Source organism: Tistrella mobilis KA081020-065 (assembly GCF_000264455.2).
Lineage (GTDB): Bacteria > Pseudomonadota > Alphaproteobacteria > Tistrellales > Tistrellaceae > Tistrella > Tistrella mobilis.
The window spans coordinates 1,055,867-1,071,356 of the sequence record NC_017956.1; the positions used below are offsets into that span (position 1 = coordinate 1,055,867).

Sequence of the window (15,490 nt, forward strand, 5' to 3'; positions counted from 1 at the left end):
GCGAGGTCGCGGATTGATCGCCGCGCCGGCCGGCGTTTCAATGAGAGCATCCCGGTTCGCCGGCCCATCCCCGCGCAAGGATTGCTGCCCATGGGCAAGAAGGACAAGAAGCAGAAGAAGGCCGAAGAGGCCGAGCGCAAGGCCAAGGCCGAGGCGGCGGACTGGCGCGAAGATGCGCAGGTTGCAGAGCCGGAGCTGGAGAAGGGTGAAGGGCCCGAGGCGGCGCTGAAGCGGCTGCAGGATCAGCTTATCATGCTGCAGCATGCCTATGTCATCCACGGCCATCGCGGTATCGTGGTGCTGGAGGGGTGGGATGCCGCCGGCAAGGGCGGGTTGATCCGCCGGATCGGCTGGTGCCTGGACCCGAGGCATCTGCGGGTGCATTCGATCGGTGCGCCGAGCCAGGGCGAGAAGCGCCAGCACTGGATGCAGCGCTTCTGGACGCGGGTGCCGGAAAGCGGCCGCATGGCGATCTTCGACCGGTCGTGGTACGGCCGGGTGCTGGTAGAGCGGATCGAGGGCTTCGCCACCGAATCCGAATGGACCCGGGCCTATGACGAAATCCGCGCTTTCGAGACAACGCTGCTGGACGAGGGTATCCACATCGTCAAGCTGCTGCTCGACATCACGCCCGAAACCCAGCTCGACCGGCTGCAATCGCGCTACGACAACCCGGAAAAGCGCTGGAAGCTGACCGAAGACGATCTGCGCAACCGCGCCCGCTGGCGCGATTACGAGATCGCCTATGGTGAGATGGTGGAGCGGACCTCGCTGCCCCGGGCGCCCTGGCAGCGCATCGACGCCAACGACAAGGACATGGCCCGGGTCGCCGCCTTCGAGGCGATCATCAAGGGCCTGGGCGACGGCGTGGATGTCAGCGAGCCGACGGTGCCGCCGTTGATCCGCGCCTTCTTCGGCGACCCCTCCTGACCCGGCGGCCGCTTCCATGCCGGAAATTGCCTGGCCGACGCCCTATCTCGACGTGGCTAGCGCGCTGGCCATCGGCGCGCTGATCGGCTTCGAGCGCGAGAAGCACAAGGCCGACGAACATCTCCAGGGCGCGCTCGGCCTCAGGAGTTTCATCATCGCGGCGCTGGCCGGTGCCGTCGGCGCGCTGATGACCCGCGCGATCGACAGCCCCTGGCCGCTGGTGGCGGTGCTGCTGGCGGTCTCGGGCGTGGTGGTCGCCTCCTATGTGGTGGAGGTTTCGCTCGATCCGCGCAAATCGGGGGCGACCACCGAACTCGCCGCCGTCGCGACCACGGCTCTCGCGGCACTGGCGGTGCTGGGGCATCGCGACATGGCGGTGCCGCTGGCGGTGGCCTGTGCGGCGGCGCTGGCGTTCAAGAAGCCGCTCCGCCGGGTGGTGAAGGGCTTCGACAAGGCCGATCTGCTGGGCATGATGAAGCTGCTGATCGCAAGCTTCATCGTGCTGCCGTTGCTGCCCGACCGCACGCTCGACCCGTTCGACGCGCTCAACCCCTACCGGCTGTGGCTGCTGGTGATCCTGATCACCGCACTCGGGCTGGTGGGCTATGTGGCGGTGCGCCGTTTCGGCGCCCGTACCGGCACGCTGATGACTGCCGTTGCAGGCGCGCTCGTGTCGTCCACCGCGGTGACGCTGTCGCTGGCCCGCCATGCCGCGGCGGTCGACGGCAACGCCGTGCGCCCCGCGGCCGGCGGCATCCTGATCGGCTGGTCGGTGATGGCCGGGCGCATCGCGGTGCTGCTGGTGGCCGTCAACCCGTCGCTGCTGGTGCTGCTCTGGCCGGTGCTGCTGGCGCTGATCCTGCCGGCCATGGCCGGGGCGGCGTGGCTGCTGCTGCGACCGACGGGCGCGGCCGCTCCGGCTGCCGCCCCGGTTGGCGACGGTATGGGGAGCGAGGGTGTGGCGAGCGATGGGGGGGCGGGCGACGGGGGGGCGGGCGATGGGGCGGCCAGGGTGTCGGCCGCGGTCGCCAACCCGTTCAGCCTGGGCCCGGCGATCCGCTTCGCAGGGCTGATGGCGGTGATCATGTTCGCCTCCGCCCTGGCCGAACGCTATCTGGCGCCCGAGGCGCTGGTTGCGGTGGGGGCATTGTCGGGCCTGGCGGATGTGGATGCGATCACCGTCTCCATGGCCGAACGCAGCCTGGCCGAAGCCGCCCGGCTGGATGTGGCCGCGGCCGCGATCGTCGCGGCCGCCCTGGTCAATACCGGGGTCAAATACGGGCTGGCCGCCACCGCCGGCGGCAGGGTGATGGCCGGGCTGCTGGCGCCGGCGACGGCGGTGTCGCTTCTGGCCGCGCTGGCGGCGGCCTGGCTCAGGCTCTGACGATGGCCGCGGGCTGCGGAGCGCAGGCCACGCGGCGTGGGGGGATCAGTCCTCCCGCGCCGTGCCTTCGATGCTGCGCAACAGCGGCTCCACCAGATAGTCCAGCGCCGTGCGCTCGCGCAGCGGCACCATCACCTCGGCCGGCATGCCCGGGGTCAGGCCGGCATCGGGCAGGCGGTGCAGCTCGGTGGTCGGCACCTCGATGCGCATGTCGTAATAGGCGACGCCGGTGCGCTCGTCGGTGAAGCGGTCGGCCGAGATCTGCGCGACATTGCCGTTCAGGATCGGCGTGGTGCGATAGGGATAGGCGGTCAGACGCACCTCGGCGACCATGCCCCGGTGGACATCGTCGATCTGGTCGGGGCGGAGCTGGGCCCGCACCACCAGCGGCGTGTCGCTGGGCACGATCTCCATCACCATCTCCCCCGGGCCGGATCACGCCGCCCACCGTGAAGGCCGTCAGGCCGACCACCGAGCCCGAGGCCGGGGCGCGGATCTCGGTCCGGCCCAGCTGGGCGCGGACGGCTTCCAGCCTGGGCGTCAGGTCGAAGAGCTGTTCCTGGGTCTGGCGCAGCTGCTCGGCCACTTCGGTCTGGCGCTCGCGCTCGATCTGATCGATCTGCAGGCGGGCCTCGCCGATCGCCTGGCGGGCGCGGGCGGCATTGGCCTCGTTCTCTCCCCGCTCGCCGTCGAGCGAGGCGGCGGCACGCTCCAGCGCCAGCACCCGGGTCTTGGGCGTGAGGCCCTTTTCGTAGAGCGACCGGGTGCCCTTCAATTCGTCGCGGATCAGCGCCAGCTGACGGGCATTGGCCGCGGCCTGGGCCTCGAAGCCCTTGATCTGGGCGCCCAGCTGCACGATGCGCTGTTGCAGGATGTCGACCTGGTTACCGCGCGAACTGGTCCGGGTGGCGAAAACCCGTTCCTGACCATGAACCAGTTGGTCGATTTCTTCGCCCTTGCCCAGCCGTGCGGTGATGTCGGCGGGAAAGACGATCGCGTCCAGCCCGTCGCGCTCGGCGACGAGCCGGGCTTCCAGGATCTTCAGTGCGTCGATCTGCTTGGACAGGATCGAGACCTGGGCCGCGAGTTCGGTGTCGTCCAGGCGGAGCAGCAACTGACCCGCCTCCACCCGATCGCCTTCACGCACCGGCAGTTCGGCGACGATGCCGCCATCGCGGTGCTGCACGGCCTGGCGGTTGTTTTCCACCACCACCACGCCGGGGGCGACCGCGGCGCTGTCGAGCGGGGCGAAAGCGGCCCAGCCGCCCAGCACGCCGAAGAACAGCACCGAGATGATCAGCCCGGTACGCAGCGGCCGGCCGGCGCCGTCATCGATGCGGGGAGCGATCGTCGTCGCGGTCATGCCGTGCCTCCGCGCGGGGATGTATCGGGGCCGGGACCGGTTTCATGTCCCGCCTTGTGCCCCTGATGGGTGGGGGCGGGCGGGCGGCCGCCCTGGGATGCGCTCAACGCCTTCACGACCTCGGCGGTGGGGCCGTACATCTGCACCCGGCCGTCGCGCATCACCAGCAGCCGGTCGGCCAGGCCCAGAATGCCGGTGCGGTGGGCGACGATCAGCACGGTGCGACCCTCGGCGCGCAGGCGCTTCAGCGCGATGACCAGCGCCTGCTCGCCCTCGTTGTCGAGGCTGGAATTGGGTTCGTCCAGTGCCACGATCGCAGGGTCGCCGTAAAGAGCGCGCGCCAGGCCGATGCGCTGGCGCTGGCCGCCCGACAGGCCGAGACCGCCATCGCCGACCCGGGTGTCGTAGCCCTGGGGCAGGCCCAGTATCATATCATGTGCCCCGGCGCGTTCGGCCGCCTGGATCACCGCCGCATCATCGGCCTCGCCGAAGCGGGCGATGTTGTCGCGGACCGATCCCGCCAGCAGCACGACATCCTGCGGCAGATAACCGATCGCCGGGCCGAGCGTCTCGCGCGGCCAGCGCGCCGCATCGGCCCCATCCAGCCGCACACTGCCCGACAGCGGCACCCAGAGCCCGATCATCAGGCGCAGGAGCGTGGACTTGCCGGCGGCCGACGGGCCCAGAATGCCGATGGTCTCTCCCGGCCGGACATCCAGATCCACACCGCCGATTGCGGCGCGGTCGGTGCCGGGCATGCGGAAGACGACCTTGTCGAGGGTGATCGCACCCTTGGGCCGCGGCAGCTTCGTCTCCCCCGGGCGCGGCGGCGGGGTGGCGGCCAGCGCCTTGGTGACCCGGCCCCAGGCGTCGCGGGCAGAGGTCATCTGCCGCCACATGCCGACGATCTGCTCGATGGGGGCCAGCGCCCGGCCGATCAGGATCGAGCCCGCGAACATGGCGCCGGGGGTGACCAGCCGTTCGATGGCGAGATAAGCGCCGATCGCCAGCACCAGGATCTGCAGCGACAGGCGCACGCCCTTGGTGGTGGCGGACCAGAAGGCACCGCGTTCGGCCGCGCGGGCATGGCCGGCCAGGGCCTCGCCCCGCGCGTCGTTCCAGCGCGAAACCAGGGCCGGGGCCAGACCCATGGCCTCGATCGGCTCCGCCTCGCGGATCAGGGCGTCGCTGGCGGCATGGGCGCGCAGCTGTGCCTGGCCGGCCGTGGTCGTGGCCTTGCGCATGCTGTATTCGCCGGCGACGGCCAGCGCCATCAGCAGAAGCGCACCGCCCAGCGCCAGCATGCCGAGCCAGGGATGGATGACCCACATGATCGCCACATAGACCGGCATCCAGGGCAGGTCGAACACCGCCCCCGGCGCCGGGCCGGCCAGGAAGACCCGCACCGTTTCCAGATCGCGCAGCGGCTGTGCCGCCGGCGGCTGGCCGGGCAGGGCCGACTGGCGGATCAGCCGGGCAAGCAGCGGCCCCGCCAGGGCCCGGTCGACCCTGAGCCCGGCACGGCCCATCAGGATGCCGCGCACCCGATCGAGTGCCGCCATGGTGGCAAGGGCGACCAGCGCGATGATGCTGACGAAGATCAGCGTTTCCTCGCTGCCGCTGGACAGCACGCGGTCATACACCTGCAGCATGTAGAGCGACGGCGTCAGGTAGAGCAGGTTCACCGCGGCGCTGAACGCCGCCGTACCGCCCAGATGCCGGCGGATCGAGGCGCGGGCTTCGGCGATCAGGCGGTTGCCGTCGGCGGCATCGACCGGGTCGGGCTTTCGTTCAACGGCCTGGCGGGCGGCGGGCAGGGTCGCGTTCATCGGGAGGTCGGCTTCCGTGGGGTGCGGCCGTGACTCATGGCATGAGGATCTGACAACGAATCGGGCTGGATCGGCAAAGGACCGGCGACGGAACCTGTGAGCGAGCCCCGCTGGTCTCTTTTATCAATATCGACGAAACCGCAAGCTGTCATCCGGCTTCCGGTGGCACGCTGCTGATGCGCCGCCGCCACCGGAAGAAGACCGGTGCGAACATGATGACGTAAACCACCCGCATCACATGGAAAACCGCCACGACGGCGGCATCCAGCCCCAGCGACAGGGCGATCAGCCCCATTTCGGTAAAGCCGCCCGGCACCAGGCTGAGCAGCATCGCCAGGCGTGGCGCACCGGTCAGCGAGGTGAAGACCGGGGCAAGCAGGACGGCAGTTCCCAGCATGATCGCGGCCGAGAGCAGGGCGAGGATCACCACCCGCGCCAGATGATGCAGCGACAGCCCGGCGAAACGTGCCCCCATCATCGCACCGGCCACCAGCTGGGCGAGAGCGATTCCCCAGACCGGGATCTGCACGGTGACGGTACCCGAAAGATGAAGGCCGCCCGAGACGATCAGCCCGCCCACGAAGCTGGCCCCCGGCAGGCGGAACCGTTCCGCCAGCCGCCAGCCGGCAAGGCCGCCTGCGATCAGCACCAGATATTCCAGCACCCGGCCGGTATCGCCGCCGCCTGCCCAGGTCGAGATGATGCCGGTATGTGCCGCAATTGCCGGGCGGATGGTCGCGGCCACCCCGTGGCCTTCGACATAGGCGAGGTAGAGCGGCACGGTGAAGACCACCGCATAGATCCGGACGGCATGGGTGAGGGCGACGGTGGCGATGTCGGCGCGGTATTCCTCGGCGACGCGGGTCATTTCGTTGATCCCGCCGGGCATGGCAGCGAAAAAGGCCGTGGCCCGGTCGACCCGGCCGAAGGCGATCATCAGCCCGTAGCCCAGGGCGAAGAGCAGCAGAATATAAAGGGTGAGGGCGGCGAGCCCCAGCGGCCAGCCCGCGGCATTGGCAAAGGTGTCGGGCCGGAAACTGCCGCCCAGCACGATGCCGAGCGCCACCACCGTCCAGATCCTGAGCCGGCGGTTGGTGCCGAGCGGCGCCCCCAGAATCCCGGCGGCGGCGGTCAGACTCATTGCCCCCAGCATCCAGGCGAGCGGGAGGTGCAACCAGGCGAAGAGGGCACCGCCGAGTGCGCCGGTCGCGAGGGTGAGGGCGATCCTGAGGGGCATCACGTCCGAGGGTATCCTGCTCGCCTTCGGGTTGTAGTGCGGTCGATATAGCGCCAGATGGTATACCAGTTTGGCCGCGGCTTTCCCATCCTGTCCCCATGCTGCTGCCCGTGCATGTATCGGTACTTGCCTCTGGCGCGCCTGCGCGGGAGAGTAGGGCGACTGTGGAAGTTCGATGCCGATCCGGCGACGCCGCCTGCGCTTGAAACAAGAGCGGCGGCCAACGCCGGACAGTTCGTCCCGCTCGACCCGCGGGACATGCGAGGAAACGCTGAACCTGATGTCGGTGCTGTTGCTGACCCACCCGGCCTGTCTCGATCACGAGACAGGATCCTGGCACCCGGAATCGCCCGATCGCCTGCGGGCGGTGCTGAAGGCGCTGGACGCCCCCGAATTCGCGGCCCTGGTGCGCGAAGAGGCGCCGCTCGCCTCGGACGAGACGTTGTCCCTCGCCCATGATGCCGCCTATGTGAAAAGCGTGCTCGCCGCCATTCCGGCAACCGGTGCGCAGGCCCTGCATCTGGACCCGGATACCGTGGTCTCGCCCGGATCGGGAGAGGCGGCACGCCGCGCCGCGGGCGCCGTTGTGGCGGCGGTGGATGCGGTGATGGGCGGGCGTTTCGATCGGGCCTTCTGCGCCATCCGCCCGCCCGGACATCATGCCGAGCCGGCGCGGCCGATGGGCTTCTGCCTGTTCAACAACGTCGCGGTCGGTGCCCTGCATGCGCGGACCGTGCATAAGGTGAACCGGATCGCGGTGGTGGATTTCGACGTCCATCACGGCAACGGCACCCAGGCGATCTTCGAAAACGACCCGGACCTGTTCTACGGCTCGATCCATCAGGCGCCGTTCTATCCCGGCACCGGGCGGATTTCGGAGCGGGGTGTTGCCGGCAACATCATGAACATCCCCTTCGGTGCCGGATCGGGCGGGATCATGGTCCGCCGGGCCTTCATCGAACGGCTGATCCCGGCGCTGGATGAATTCATGCCCGACCTGCTGCTGGTCTCGGCCGGTTTCGATGCCCATCACCGCGACCCGGTGGGCGGCATGGACCTCGGCACCGAGGATTTCGCCTGGATGACCAAGGAGCTGATCGAGGTTGCCCGGCGTCATTGCGGTGGCCGGATCATCTCCACGCTTGAAGGTGGTTACGATCTGAGGGCGCTGGCCGATGCCACCGCTTCGCATGTCCATGTGCTGATGACGGCGCCCTGATCCTGCAGTCTGATCCTGGTCTGCCTTGCCCGGCGGCGCAGGGCCGGCTTACACTCCGCCCTCATTCGATCCGCCCGCCCCAGACAGACCGAGGAGGTTCCGAGGCCATGGCCGCCGCCGACACCCTGCCGCCGGAGATCGCGGAGCTGAGCTTCGAGGATGCGCTGAAGCAGCTTGAACAGATCGTGCGCAAGCTGGAAAGCGGCGAGGCACGGCTGGAAGAGGCGATCGAGGACTACGAGCGCGGGGCCCTGCTGCGCCGGCATTGCGAACGCAAGCTGGCCGAGGCCAAGGCCAAGGTGGAGCGCATCGTGCTGGGTGGCGACGGCCGCCCCGCCGGGCTTGAGCCGGTGGATCCCGAATGAGCACCGGCCCCCGGGATCCCGTTGCCCAAGACCCCTTCGCCAGTGACGAGACCGTGATGCCGCTGCCGGTGTTCGATGCGGCGGCGCGCGCGGCGCTGAATGACCGGCTGACCGAAGTGGCGGCGGGCGTCGATGCGGCGATGGACCGTCTGCTGCCCCCCGAAGGCGGCGGTGCCTCTCCCCGGCTGACCGAGGCGCTGCGCTATGCGGTCTTTGCCGGCGGCAAGCGGCTGCGGCCCTTCCTGATCGCGGCATCGGGGGCGCTGTTCGACGTGCCGGCGGACCGGCTCTACCGCGCCGGGGCGGCGGCCGAGTTCCTGCACACTTATTCGTTGGTCCATGACGATCTGCCGGCGATGGACGATGACGATCTGCGCCGCGGCCGCCCGACCACCCATCGCCGCTTCGACGAGGCGACCGCGATCCTGGTGGGCGATGCTCTGCTGACGCTGGCCTTCCAGGTGCTGGGCGAGCCCGAGACCCATCCCGATGGCACGGTCCGCGCCGATCTGGTGGTGGCACTGGCCGAGGCCGGCGGTGCCGGCGGCATGGTGGGCGGGCAGATGCTGGACATCGAGGCCGAAACCCGCGGCGAGGCGCAGGATCTGGGGACCATCGGCCGGATGCAGCGGCTGAAGACCGGCGCGCTGATCGAATTCTGCTGCCGGGCCGGCGCGATCCTCGGCGGTGCCGGCATGGAGGCCCGCACCAGCCTGCGCGACTATGCCCGCGCGGTGGGGCTGGCCTATCAGATCGCCGACGACCTGATCGACGTGACCGGCGATGCCGCGGCCGCGGGCAAGGCGGTGGGCAAGGATGCCGCCCGCGGCAAGGCAACCTTCGTGGGGCTGATGGGAGTCGACGGCGCACGGGCCGAGGCCGCACGGCTGATGGACATGGCGCTGGCCGCCCTTCAGGGCTTCGACGGCCGGGCCGACGACCTGCGCCGGCTGGCGGTTCATGTCGTGACGCGTGACCGCTGAGTGCAACCTTTCTGCAATGATGACGGTTGACCGGTACGTGGCCGCGGGCTGTGCAAGTCCCATGGCTGTCGTTATATTGGCGGGATTCCGCCGATCCCCCGTTCGGCGGGTTTCATTGCCGGTGACGGGATGCCATATCACCGGTAATGCCTGATCCCCTCGGCGAAATCCGTCGTTGCGGGTTGCAAGGGCAGGCCGAGAGCCCTAAGAAACGGGGCTCCCGATGCGGCAGGGTCGTTTTCTGCCGGGTCGGTCAACAAAACATCGCGTGCGCGAGGAGAGGTCGCAAGTGTCCGATCGCCCGTCCACCCCGCTGCTCGACACCGTTCGGGTGCCGGCCGATATCCGCGGCTTCAACCGCGACCAGCTGCGCCAGCTGGCCGACGAGCTGCGGGCTGAAACCGTCTCCGCGGTCTCGGTCACCGGTGGCCATCTGGGCGCAGGGCTCGGTGTGGTCGAACTGAGCGTTGCGATCCACCATGTCTTCGACACGCCGCGCGACCGGCTGATCTGGGATGTCGGCCATCAGTGCTACCCGCACAAGATCCTGACCGGGCGGCGCGAGCGCATCCGCACGCTGCGCCAGAAGGACGGGCTGTCGGGCTTCACCAAGCGCGACGAAAGCGAATACGACCCTTTCGGTGCCGCGCACAGCTCCACCTCCATCTCCGCCGGCCTGGGCATGGCGGTGGCGAGCCGGTTGAAGGGTGAGGAGGAGCGGCGGGTGATCGCCGTGATCGGCGACGGCGCGATGAGCGCCGGCATGGCGTATGAGGCCATGAACAATGCCGGCGCCATGCCCGACCGGCTGATCGTGATTCTGAACGACAACGACATGTCGATCGCGCCGCCGACCGGCGCGATGAGCGCCTATCTCTCGCGGCTGATCTCGTCGCGCTCCTACCGCTCGCTCCGCGACATCGCCAAACAGATGGCCCGGGTCTTCCCCAAGCCGCTGGAGCAGGCGGCCCGGCGGGCCGAGGAATTCGCCCGCGGCCTGGTCACCGGCGGCACGCTGTTCGAAGAGCTGGGCTTTTATTATGTCGGCCCGATCGACGGCCACAATCTGGATCACCTGCTGCCGGTGCTGCTGAATGTGCGCGACGCCGACCAGGACGGGCCGGTGCTGATCCACATCGTCACCCAGAAGGGCAAGGGCTATCCGCCGGCCGAAAAGGCTGCGGACAAGTATCACGGCGTGGCGAAGTTCGACGTGGTGACCGGCGCCCAGGTCAAGCCGGCGGCCGGCGCGCCCAGCTATACCAATGTCTACGCCGATGCGCTGATTGCGGAAGCCGAACATGATCCGCGGGTGCTGGCGGTGACCGCCGCCATGCCGACGGGCACGGGGCTCGACCGCTTCGGCCGGCGCTTCCCCGACCGGGTGTTCGATGTCGGCATCGCCGAACAGCATGCCGTGACCTTTGCCGCCGGCCTGGCGGCCGAGGGGATGAAACCCTTCGCCACCATCTATTCGACTTTCCTGCAGCGCGCCTATGACCAGGTGGTGCACGACGTCGCCATCCAGCGTCTGCCGGTGCGTTTCGCCATCGACCGGGCCGGACTGGTCGGCGCCGACGGCGCCACGCATATGGGCTCGTTCGACCTGACCTATCTGTGCTGCCTGCCCGATTTCGTGGTGATGGCGCCGGCCGACGAGGCCGAGCTGATGCATATGGTGGCGACCGCCGCCCAGATCGACGACCGGCCGAGCGCCGTGCGCTATCCGCGCGGCGAGGGGCTGGGCGTGCCCCTGCCGGCGCGCGGCACCCCGCTCGAAATCGGCCGCGGCCGCATCCTGCGCGAGGGCACCAAGGTCGCGATCCTGGCCCTGGGCAGCCGGGTCGCCGATGCGCTGAAGGCGGGCGAGGAACTCACCGCCCGCGGCTATTCGACCACCGTTGCCGATGCCCGTTTCGCGAAGCCCATCGATGCCGATCTGGTCCGCCGCCTGGCCTCTGAACACGAGGTGCTGATCACCATCGAGGAGAACGCCATCGGCGGCTTCGCGAGCCAGGTGACCCAGCTGCTGTGCGACGGTGCGCTGATCGAGCGCGGGCTGAAGCTGCGCCCGATGATGCTGCCGGATCTGTTCATCGACCATGCCAGCCCGCGCGATCAGGTGGAGATGGCGGGCCTCGGCGTGCAGGCGATCGTGGCCAAAGCGCTGGAAGCGCTGGGCCATAACGATGTCGACGTGGTGCTGACCACCAACAGCCGCGCCTGATCCGGACCGCTGCCCCATGGCCACCGCAACCACCCGTCTGGACCAGGCCCTCGTCGATCGGGGGCTGGTGGAGACGCGCAGCCGCGCCCAGGCGCTGATCATGGCCGGCCACGTCTTCGTCGACGACCGCAAGGAGACCAAGCCCGGCACGAAAGTGAAGCCCGGGGCGGCCCTGCTGGTGAAAGGGGCCGACCATCCCTGGGTGTCGCGGGGCGGGCTTAAGCTTCAGGGTGCCATCGACCAGTTCGGGCTGGATCCCACGGGTGCGGTCGCCATCGATGTCGGCGCATCGACCGGCGGCTTCACCGACGTGCTGCTGACCCGCGGCGCCGCAAGGGTTTATGCGGTCGATGTGGGACATGGCCAGCTGGCCTGGAAGCTGCGTCAGGATGAGCGCGTGGTGGTGCTTGAGAAACTGAATGCCCGCTATCTGACCGAAGAGCATGTGCCCGAGCCGGTCGACTGGGTGGTCTGCGACGCAAGCTTCATCGGCCTGCGCACGGTTCTGCCGGCCGCGCTTTCGCGGCTTAAGCCCGGGGGGCTGGCGGTGGCGCTGATCAAGCCGCAATTCGAGGTCGGCAAGGGCCGGGTCGGCAAGGGCGGCATCGTGCGCGAGCCCGAACTGCATGCCGAGGTGGTGGAGACGATTTCCGGCTGGTTCGCAGGCCTGCCCGGTGTCGAGGTGACCGGCGTGACCCAGAGTCCGATCAAGGGCCCGGACGGCAATGTCGAATTCCTGATCGTGGCCCGCTTCACCACCGGCGGCGCAGGGCTTTTCACGCCGCGCGATCCGGGCGAAGCTGAAGCGGATGCCGCCGGCGCCTGACCGGTGGCCTGCACAGCCCGAGAGGTTCCGCCCCTCACCGAGAGGTCCCGCCCGTGCAGCCAACCCGGATCGCCGCCGCCTGGAAGGGTCTCGCCGCGTGCCAGAGCTGCGGCATCCGCCGGCTTGCGCTCTTCGCCGATCTGGAGGCGGAGGATTTCGCCCATATCCATCTGCCGATCGAGGAACGCAGCATACCAGCCGGGGCCAGTCTTTATGGGCTGGACGATCCGGCAGAGGCGGTGTTCACCGTGCGCGCCGGCTTGGTGAAGCTGGTCCATATCCAGCCCGATGGCGGCCAGCGCATCGTGCGGCTGGTGCGGGCGGGCGGGGTGGCCGGGATCGAGGCGCTGGTCCGGCCGACCTATCCCCATGCTGCGATGGCCCTGCAGCCGGTGGAACTCTGCCGGATCCCGACCTCGGTGGTGACCCGCCTGCAGACCGAAACGCCCCGGCTGCATCAGCGGCTGATGGAGAAGTGGTACGAGGCGTTGAGCGTCGCCGATGATTTCCTGACCGAGCTTGCGACCGGCCATGCCCGCCAGCGCCTGGCCCGGCTGCTGCTGTGGCTGAGCGAGGATGCCCCCGATCAGCCGGTGCGGCTGTTCAGCCGCGAGGATCTGGGGGCGATCCTGGGGGTGACGCTGGAGACGACCAGCCGGACGATTTCCGAGTTTCGCCGCAGCGGCGTGCTGACCACGCTGTCGCATAATCTGGTGCGCTGCGACCGCGCCGCGCTTGCAGACATCGCCGGCTGATCCACAAATTCAATTCTGGCTGGCAATCCAGCGCGCAATGCCCGGCCAGTATTCCTTGAGCGTGCGTGCGCCCATGAACAGGCCGATATGTCCGCCGGGCACGGTCTGCTGCACGATGTCGGCTGCGGGCGTGCCGATATATTTCGCCGCGTCCAGCACCTGTTCCGGCGTGGTGATGTCGTCGCCGGCACCGGCCAGAAGATAGGTCGGGCAGGTGATCGTCTTCAGGTCCAGCCGGCGGCCGAGCGCGATGAAATCGCCCTTCGCCAGACGGTTTTCCTTGAACAGCAGCCGGATCGCCTGCAGGTACCAGCGCCCGGGCAGGTCGAGCGGGTTTTCGTACCAGCTTTCGAAGACCTCTTCCTTGGCCAGATAGGCCGGGTCGTCGATATGCTCGTAGAGGTCGATATGGGACTGGATGTAATGCTGCTCGGGATGCATGTTCTTCCAGCCCTGCAGCATGAACTTGCCGCGCATCAGCCCGCCGCCCAGCTTCACCAGATCCTCGTAAAAGGCCAATGGCGAGGCATGGGCCATGCGCTTGATCGGCCCGTCGCCGGCATCGGTATCGATCGGCGCGCCGGCCAGCACCAGTGAATTCACCTTCTCGGGGAAACGGGCGGCGATCATCGCCGAGGTCCAGCCGCCCTGGCAGAGGCCCACCAGATTGACCCGGCCGCCCAGATCGTCGATCGCGACCACCAGCTGGGCCAGATAGTCGTCGATCTCCAGATCCTTCATATCGGCGGTGGCGCTTTTCCAGTCGGTCAGCGCGACATGATCGATGCCGTTGGCGAGCAGGGTTTCAACCAGGCTCTGGCCCTGGTGATAATCCGCGATCATCGCGGTATGGCCGGCATAGGGGGCGTTCACCAGCGTCGGGATGCCCTTGCCCTGCTGGCCATACTCGCGCAGGGCCATGGTCCGCAGGTCGAGGCGCAGCCGGCTGGGCGTGGCGAGTTTCGGCCGCAGATCATCGTGGATGCGGATCTCTTCCTCGACGAATTTCGCGTTGCGGGCGTACAGCTCCAGCCCCTGCTGCAGCATGTCGTTCGCCATGGCGAGCGGCCAGAAGGCGGGGACGGCGCTGGGGGTGGCGGTGCTGGCGGATCCGGCGGATTTCGATGACATGAGCGACTTCCTTTGCGTGGCGTCGCCGGGTCTCCGGCTGCGCGTGCAAGCGGGGCAGCCGTTCGGAGCGGAGGCTCGACGATCTCATCGACGGGTCGAGTCTATGCCGCAATGCAGCATGGCAAAAATGAATTCCCTGTCAGGATGCGGCAGCCGGGGCAGGGCAGCCATGCATTTCCGCCCAATGAAGCAGGGCCGGCAGCTGAACATGGCTGAGCGCATCATGGAGGCGCATCAGCACGGGCCCGGCCTCGGCATCGCCCTGCACCGCCGGCAGCAGCCGGCCTTCATAGCAGCCGATCGCCGCCACGGCGTTGTCGGCCGCCATCCGGCAGGCGGCCCGCAGATCATCGGGCAGGGCCGGCGGGGCGGCAACCGGGCGCGCCGGGGCAGGGAGGCCGCGGGCGGTGAGCAGGCGGATCAGGGTGGCGGCATGCAGATAATCCGACATCAGCAGGTTGCGAAAGGGCATGACCGGCCCGAAACGCGCGATCACCGCCTCGGCGATGGCCGCCGCCCGCCAGGCTTCGTCCAGCGCCGCCCGGATCGCGGCATCGGTGGTGACGGGCATGACGAACCTCCCTCGGGCCAGGCGGGATCGGGACATCGCCGATCCTGGCGGGGAAGGTGGGCGCGCGCTTTGAGATTCCGCAAGGACAGGACGGCGGATCTGAAGATGATCAGGGCCAGCCAATCGCAGCAAGGAAAGGTCCGATCCCATGCCGATCCGCGAGATTCTGGGCATCACCGAATTCGATGCCTACACCCCTGAAGAAACCCGCGCCGCCTTGGCGGCGGGGGAAATCGTGCTGATCGATGTTCGCACCCCGCAGGAATATGCGGTGGAACATATCGAGGGCGCCCTGCTGATGCCCATGGCGTTTTTCGACCCGCGCTTCCTGCCACCCCAGGACAGCCGCCGCATCGTGCTGCATTGCGGATCGGGCATGCGCTCCACCCGCATGGCCGAACGCTGCGCCGCCGCGGGCTTCGACCGCATCGCCCATATGGCTGGCGGCATGAGCGCCTGGAAGGAGCGGGGCCTGCCCTATATCGCCACCGACCCTGCGACGGGCGGGCCGGTCAGGAAGTGAGAGGGGCGGGTGATGCCGGTGCCGGGTCGTCATCGGCCAGAGATATGTCCCGGCCGGTATCCCGGTCACGGTGCAGGTCGAAGCTGTCCGTCTTCGGGCCGCTCAGCAGGTAATCCCTGAAGGTCATGCGGTCCTGATCTGAACGCG

Annotated in this window: 14 protein-coding genes and 1 pseudogene; 9 read left to right on the forward strand and 6 right to left on the reverse strand. The window is 68.8% G+C overall.

Annotated elements, in window-relative coordinates; genetic code table 11:
• The first annotated feature begins 90 nt into the window (after positions 1-90).
• On the forward strand, positions 91-930 hold the full coding sequence (locus tag TMO_RS04815; RefSeq protein ID WP_145978065.1) for a polyphosphate kinase 2 family protein: 840 nt from the start codon (positions 91-93) through the stop codon (positions 928-930).
• A 16-nt stretch (positions 931-946) separates the two neighbouring features.
• Positions 947-2,314 (forward strand): MgtC/SapB family protein, encoded by a 1,368-nt coding sequence (locus TMO_RS04820; RefSeq protein ID WP_014744477.1) that lies wholly within the window; start codon positions 947-949, stop codon positions 2,312-2,314.
• Positions 2,315-2,359: 45 nt separating this feature from the next.
• Here the strand turns inward: TMO_RS04820 and TMO_RS29085 are convergent, their stop codons facing one another.
• From TMO_RS29085 to TMO_RS04835, 4 genes and pseudogenes are all read right to left on the reverse strand, one after another.
• The gene (locus tag TMO_RS29085) at positions 2,360-2,728 is read right to left on the reverse strand and encodes an HlyD family secretion protein (RefSeq protein WP_187297812.1); all 369 of its coding nucleotides are present in this window, start codon (positions 2,726-2,728) and stop codon (positions 2,360-2,362) included.
• Positions 2,729-2,795: 67 nt separating this feature from the next.
• Positions 2,796-3,677 (reverse strand): annotated as a pseudogene (locus TMO_RS32900) (HlyD family type I secretion periplasmic adaptor subunit); the annotation flags it as partial.
• A complete protein-coding gene (locus TMO_RS04830; RefSeq protein ID WP_014744479.1) occupies positions 3,674-5,506 on the reverse strand; it encodes a type I secretion system permease/ATPase in 1,833 nt (610 codons plus the stop codon). The pseudogene TMO_RS32900 and the gene TMO_RS04830, both read right to left, overlap by 4 nt.
• Positions 5,507-5,654: 148 nt before the next feature.
• Positions 5,655-6,743 carry an AbrB family transcriptional regulator gene (locus TMO_RS04835; protein ID WP_041604832.1) on the reverse strand — a complete coding sequence of 363 codons (1,089 nt, stop codon included), beginning with the start codon at positions 6,741-6,743 and terminating at the stop codon, positions 5,655-5,657.
• Between the two features lie 280 nt (positions 6,744-7,023).
• Between TMO_RS04835 and TMO_RS04840 the strand changes: the two genes are divergently transcribed.
• The 6 genes from TMO_RS04840 (at position 7,024) to TMO_RS04865 (ending at position 13,118) form a co-directional block, all read left to right on the forward strand.
• Positions 7,024-7,962 (forward strand): histone deacetylase family protein, encoded by a 939-nt coding sequence (locus tag TMO_RS04840; protein WP_014744481.1) that lies wholly within the window; start codon positions 7,024-7,026, stop codon positions 7,960-7,962.
• Positions 7,963-8,069: 107 nt separating this feature from the next.
• Positions 8,070-8,327 carry an exodeoxyribonuclease VII small subunit gene (locus TMO_RS04845; protein WP_014744482.1) on the forward strand — a complete coding sequence of 86 codons (258 nt, stop codon included), beginning with the start codon at positions 8,070-8,072 and terminating at the stop codon, positions 8,325-8,327.
• A 56-nt stretch (positions 8,328-8,383) separates the two neighbouring features.
• Positions 8,384-9,310, forward strand: coding sequence for a polyprenyl synthetase family protein (locus TMO_RS04850; protein WP_014744483.1), 927 nt, complete (start codon positions 8,384-8,386; stop codon positions 9,308-9,310).
• Positions 9,311-9,599: 289 nt separating this feature from the next.
• Positions 9,600-11,537: a 1-deoxy-D-xylulose-5-phosphate synthase gene (gene dxs / locus TMO_RS04855; RefSeq protein WP_014744484.1), complete on the forward strand. Its 1,938-nt coding sequence runs from the start codon at positions 9,600-9,602 to the stop codon at positions 11,535-11,537.
• Between the two features lie 16 nt (positions 11,538-11,553).
• Complete coding sequence (locus tag TMO_RS04860) at positions 11,554-12,363, forward strand: TlyA family RNA methyltransferase (protein WP_014744485.1); 810 nt, start codon at positions 11,554-11,556, stop codon at positions 12,361-12,363.
• A gap of 53 nt (positions 12,364-12,416) precedes the next feature.
• Complete coding sequence (locus TMO_RS04865) at positions 12,417-13,118, forward strand: Crp/Fnr family transcriptional regulator (protein ID WP_014744486.1); 702 nt, start codon at positions 12,417-12,419, stop codon at positions 13,116-13,118.
• A gap of 9 nt (positions 13,119-13,127) precedes the next feature.
• Here the strand turns inward: TMO_RS04865 and TMO_RS04870 are convergent, their stop codons facing one another.
• Positions 13,128-14,249, reverse strand: a complete 1,122-nt coding sequence (locus TMO_RS04870; RefSeq protein WP_014744487.1) for an alpha/beta fold hydrolase — start codon at positions 14,247-14,249, stop codon at positions 13,128-13,130.
• Between the two features lie 139 nt (positions 14,250-14,388).
• Positions 14,389-14,820, reverse strand: a complete 432-nt coding sequence (locus TMO_RS04875) for a hypothetical protein (protein ID WP_014744488.1) — start codon at positions 14,818-14,820, stop codon at positions 14,389-14,391.
• Between the two features lie 148 nt (positions 14,821-14,968).
• Between TMO_RS04875 and TMO_RS04880 the strand changes: the two genes are divergently transcribed.
• Positions 14,969-15,343 (forward strand): rhodanese-like domain-containing protein, encoded by a 375-nt coding sequence (locus TMO_RS04880; protein ID WP_014744489.1) that lies wholly within the window; start codon positions 14,969-14,971, stop codon positions 15,341-15,343.
• Positions 15,344-15,490 lie beyond the last annotated feature (147 nt).

Bases quoted from the DNA above. Each gene is read 5' to 3' on its own strand.
- TMO_RS04860 (WP_014744485.1), top strand. From the start codon at position 11,554: ATGGCCACCGCAACCACCCGTCTGGACCAGGCCCTCGTCGATCGGGGG.
- TMO_RS04835 (WP_041604832.1), bottom strand. From the start codon at position 6,743: ATGCCCCTCAGGATCGCCCTCACCCTCGCGACCGGCGCACTCGGCGGT.
- TMO_RS04845 (WP_014744482.1), top strand. From the start codon at position 8,070: ATGGCCGCCGCCGACACCCTGCCGCCGGAGATCGCGGAGCTGAGCTTC.
- TMO_RS04880 (WP_014744489.1), top strand. From the start codon at position 14,969: ATGCCGATCCGCGAGATTCTGGGCATCACCGAATTCGATGCCTACACC.
- TMO_RS04870 (WP_014744487.1), bottom strand. From the start codon at position 14,249: ATGTCATCGAAATCCGCCGGATCCGCCAGCACCGCCACCCCCAGCGCC.
- TMO_RS04830 (WP_014744479.1), bottom strand. From the start codon at position 5,506: ATGAACGCGACCCTGCCCGCCGCCCGCCAGGCCGTTGAACGAAAGCCC.
- TMO_RS04850 (WP_014744483.1), top strand. From the start codon at position 8,384: ATGCCGCTGCCGGTGTTCGATGCGGCGGCGCGCGCGGCGCTGAATGAC.
- TMO_RS04815 (WP_145978065.1), top strand. From the start codon at position 91: ATGGGCAAGAAGGACAAGAAGCAGAAGAAGGCCGAAGAGGCCGAGCGC.
- TMO_RS29085 (WP_187297812.1), bottom strand. From the start codon at position 2,728: ATGGAGATCGTGCCCAGCGACACGCCGCTGGTGGTGCGGGCCCAGCTC.
- TMO_RS04820 (WP_014744477.1), top strand. From the start codon at position 947: ATGCCGGAAATTGCCTGGCCGACGCCCTATCTCGACGTGGCTAGCGCG.
- TMO_RS04840 (WP_014744481.1), top strand. From the start codon at position 7,024: ATGTCGGTGCTGTTGCTGACCCACCCGGCCTGTCTCGATCACGAGACA.
- TMO_RS04875 (WP_014744488.1), bottom strand. From the start codon at position 14,820: ATGCCCGTCACCACCGATGCCGCGATCCGGGCGGCGCTGGACGAAGCC.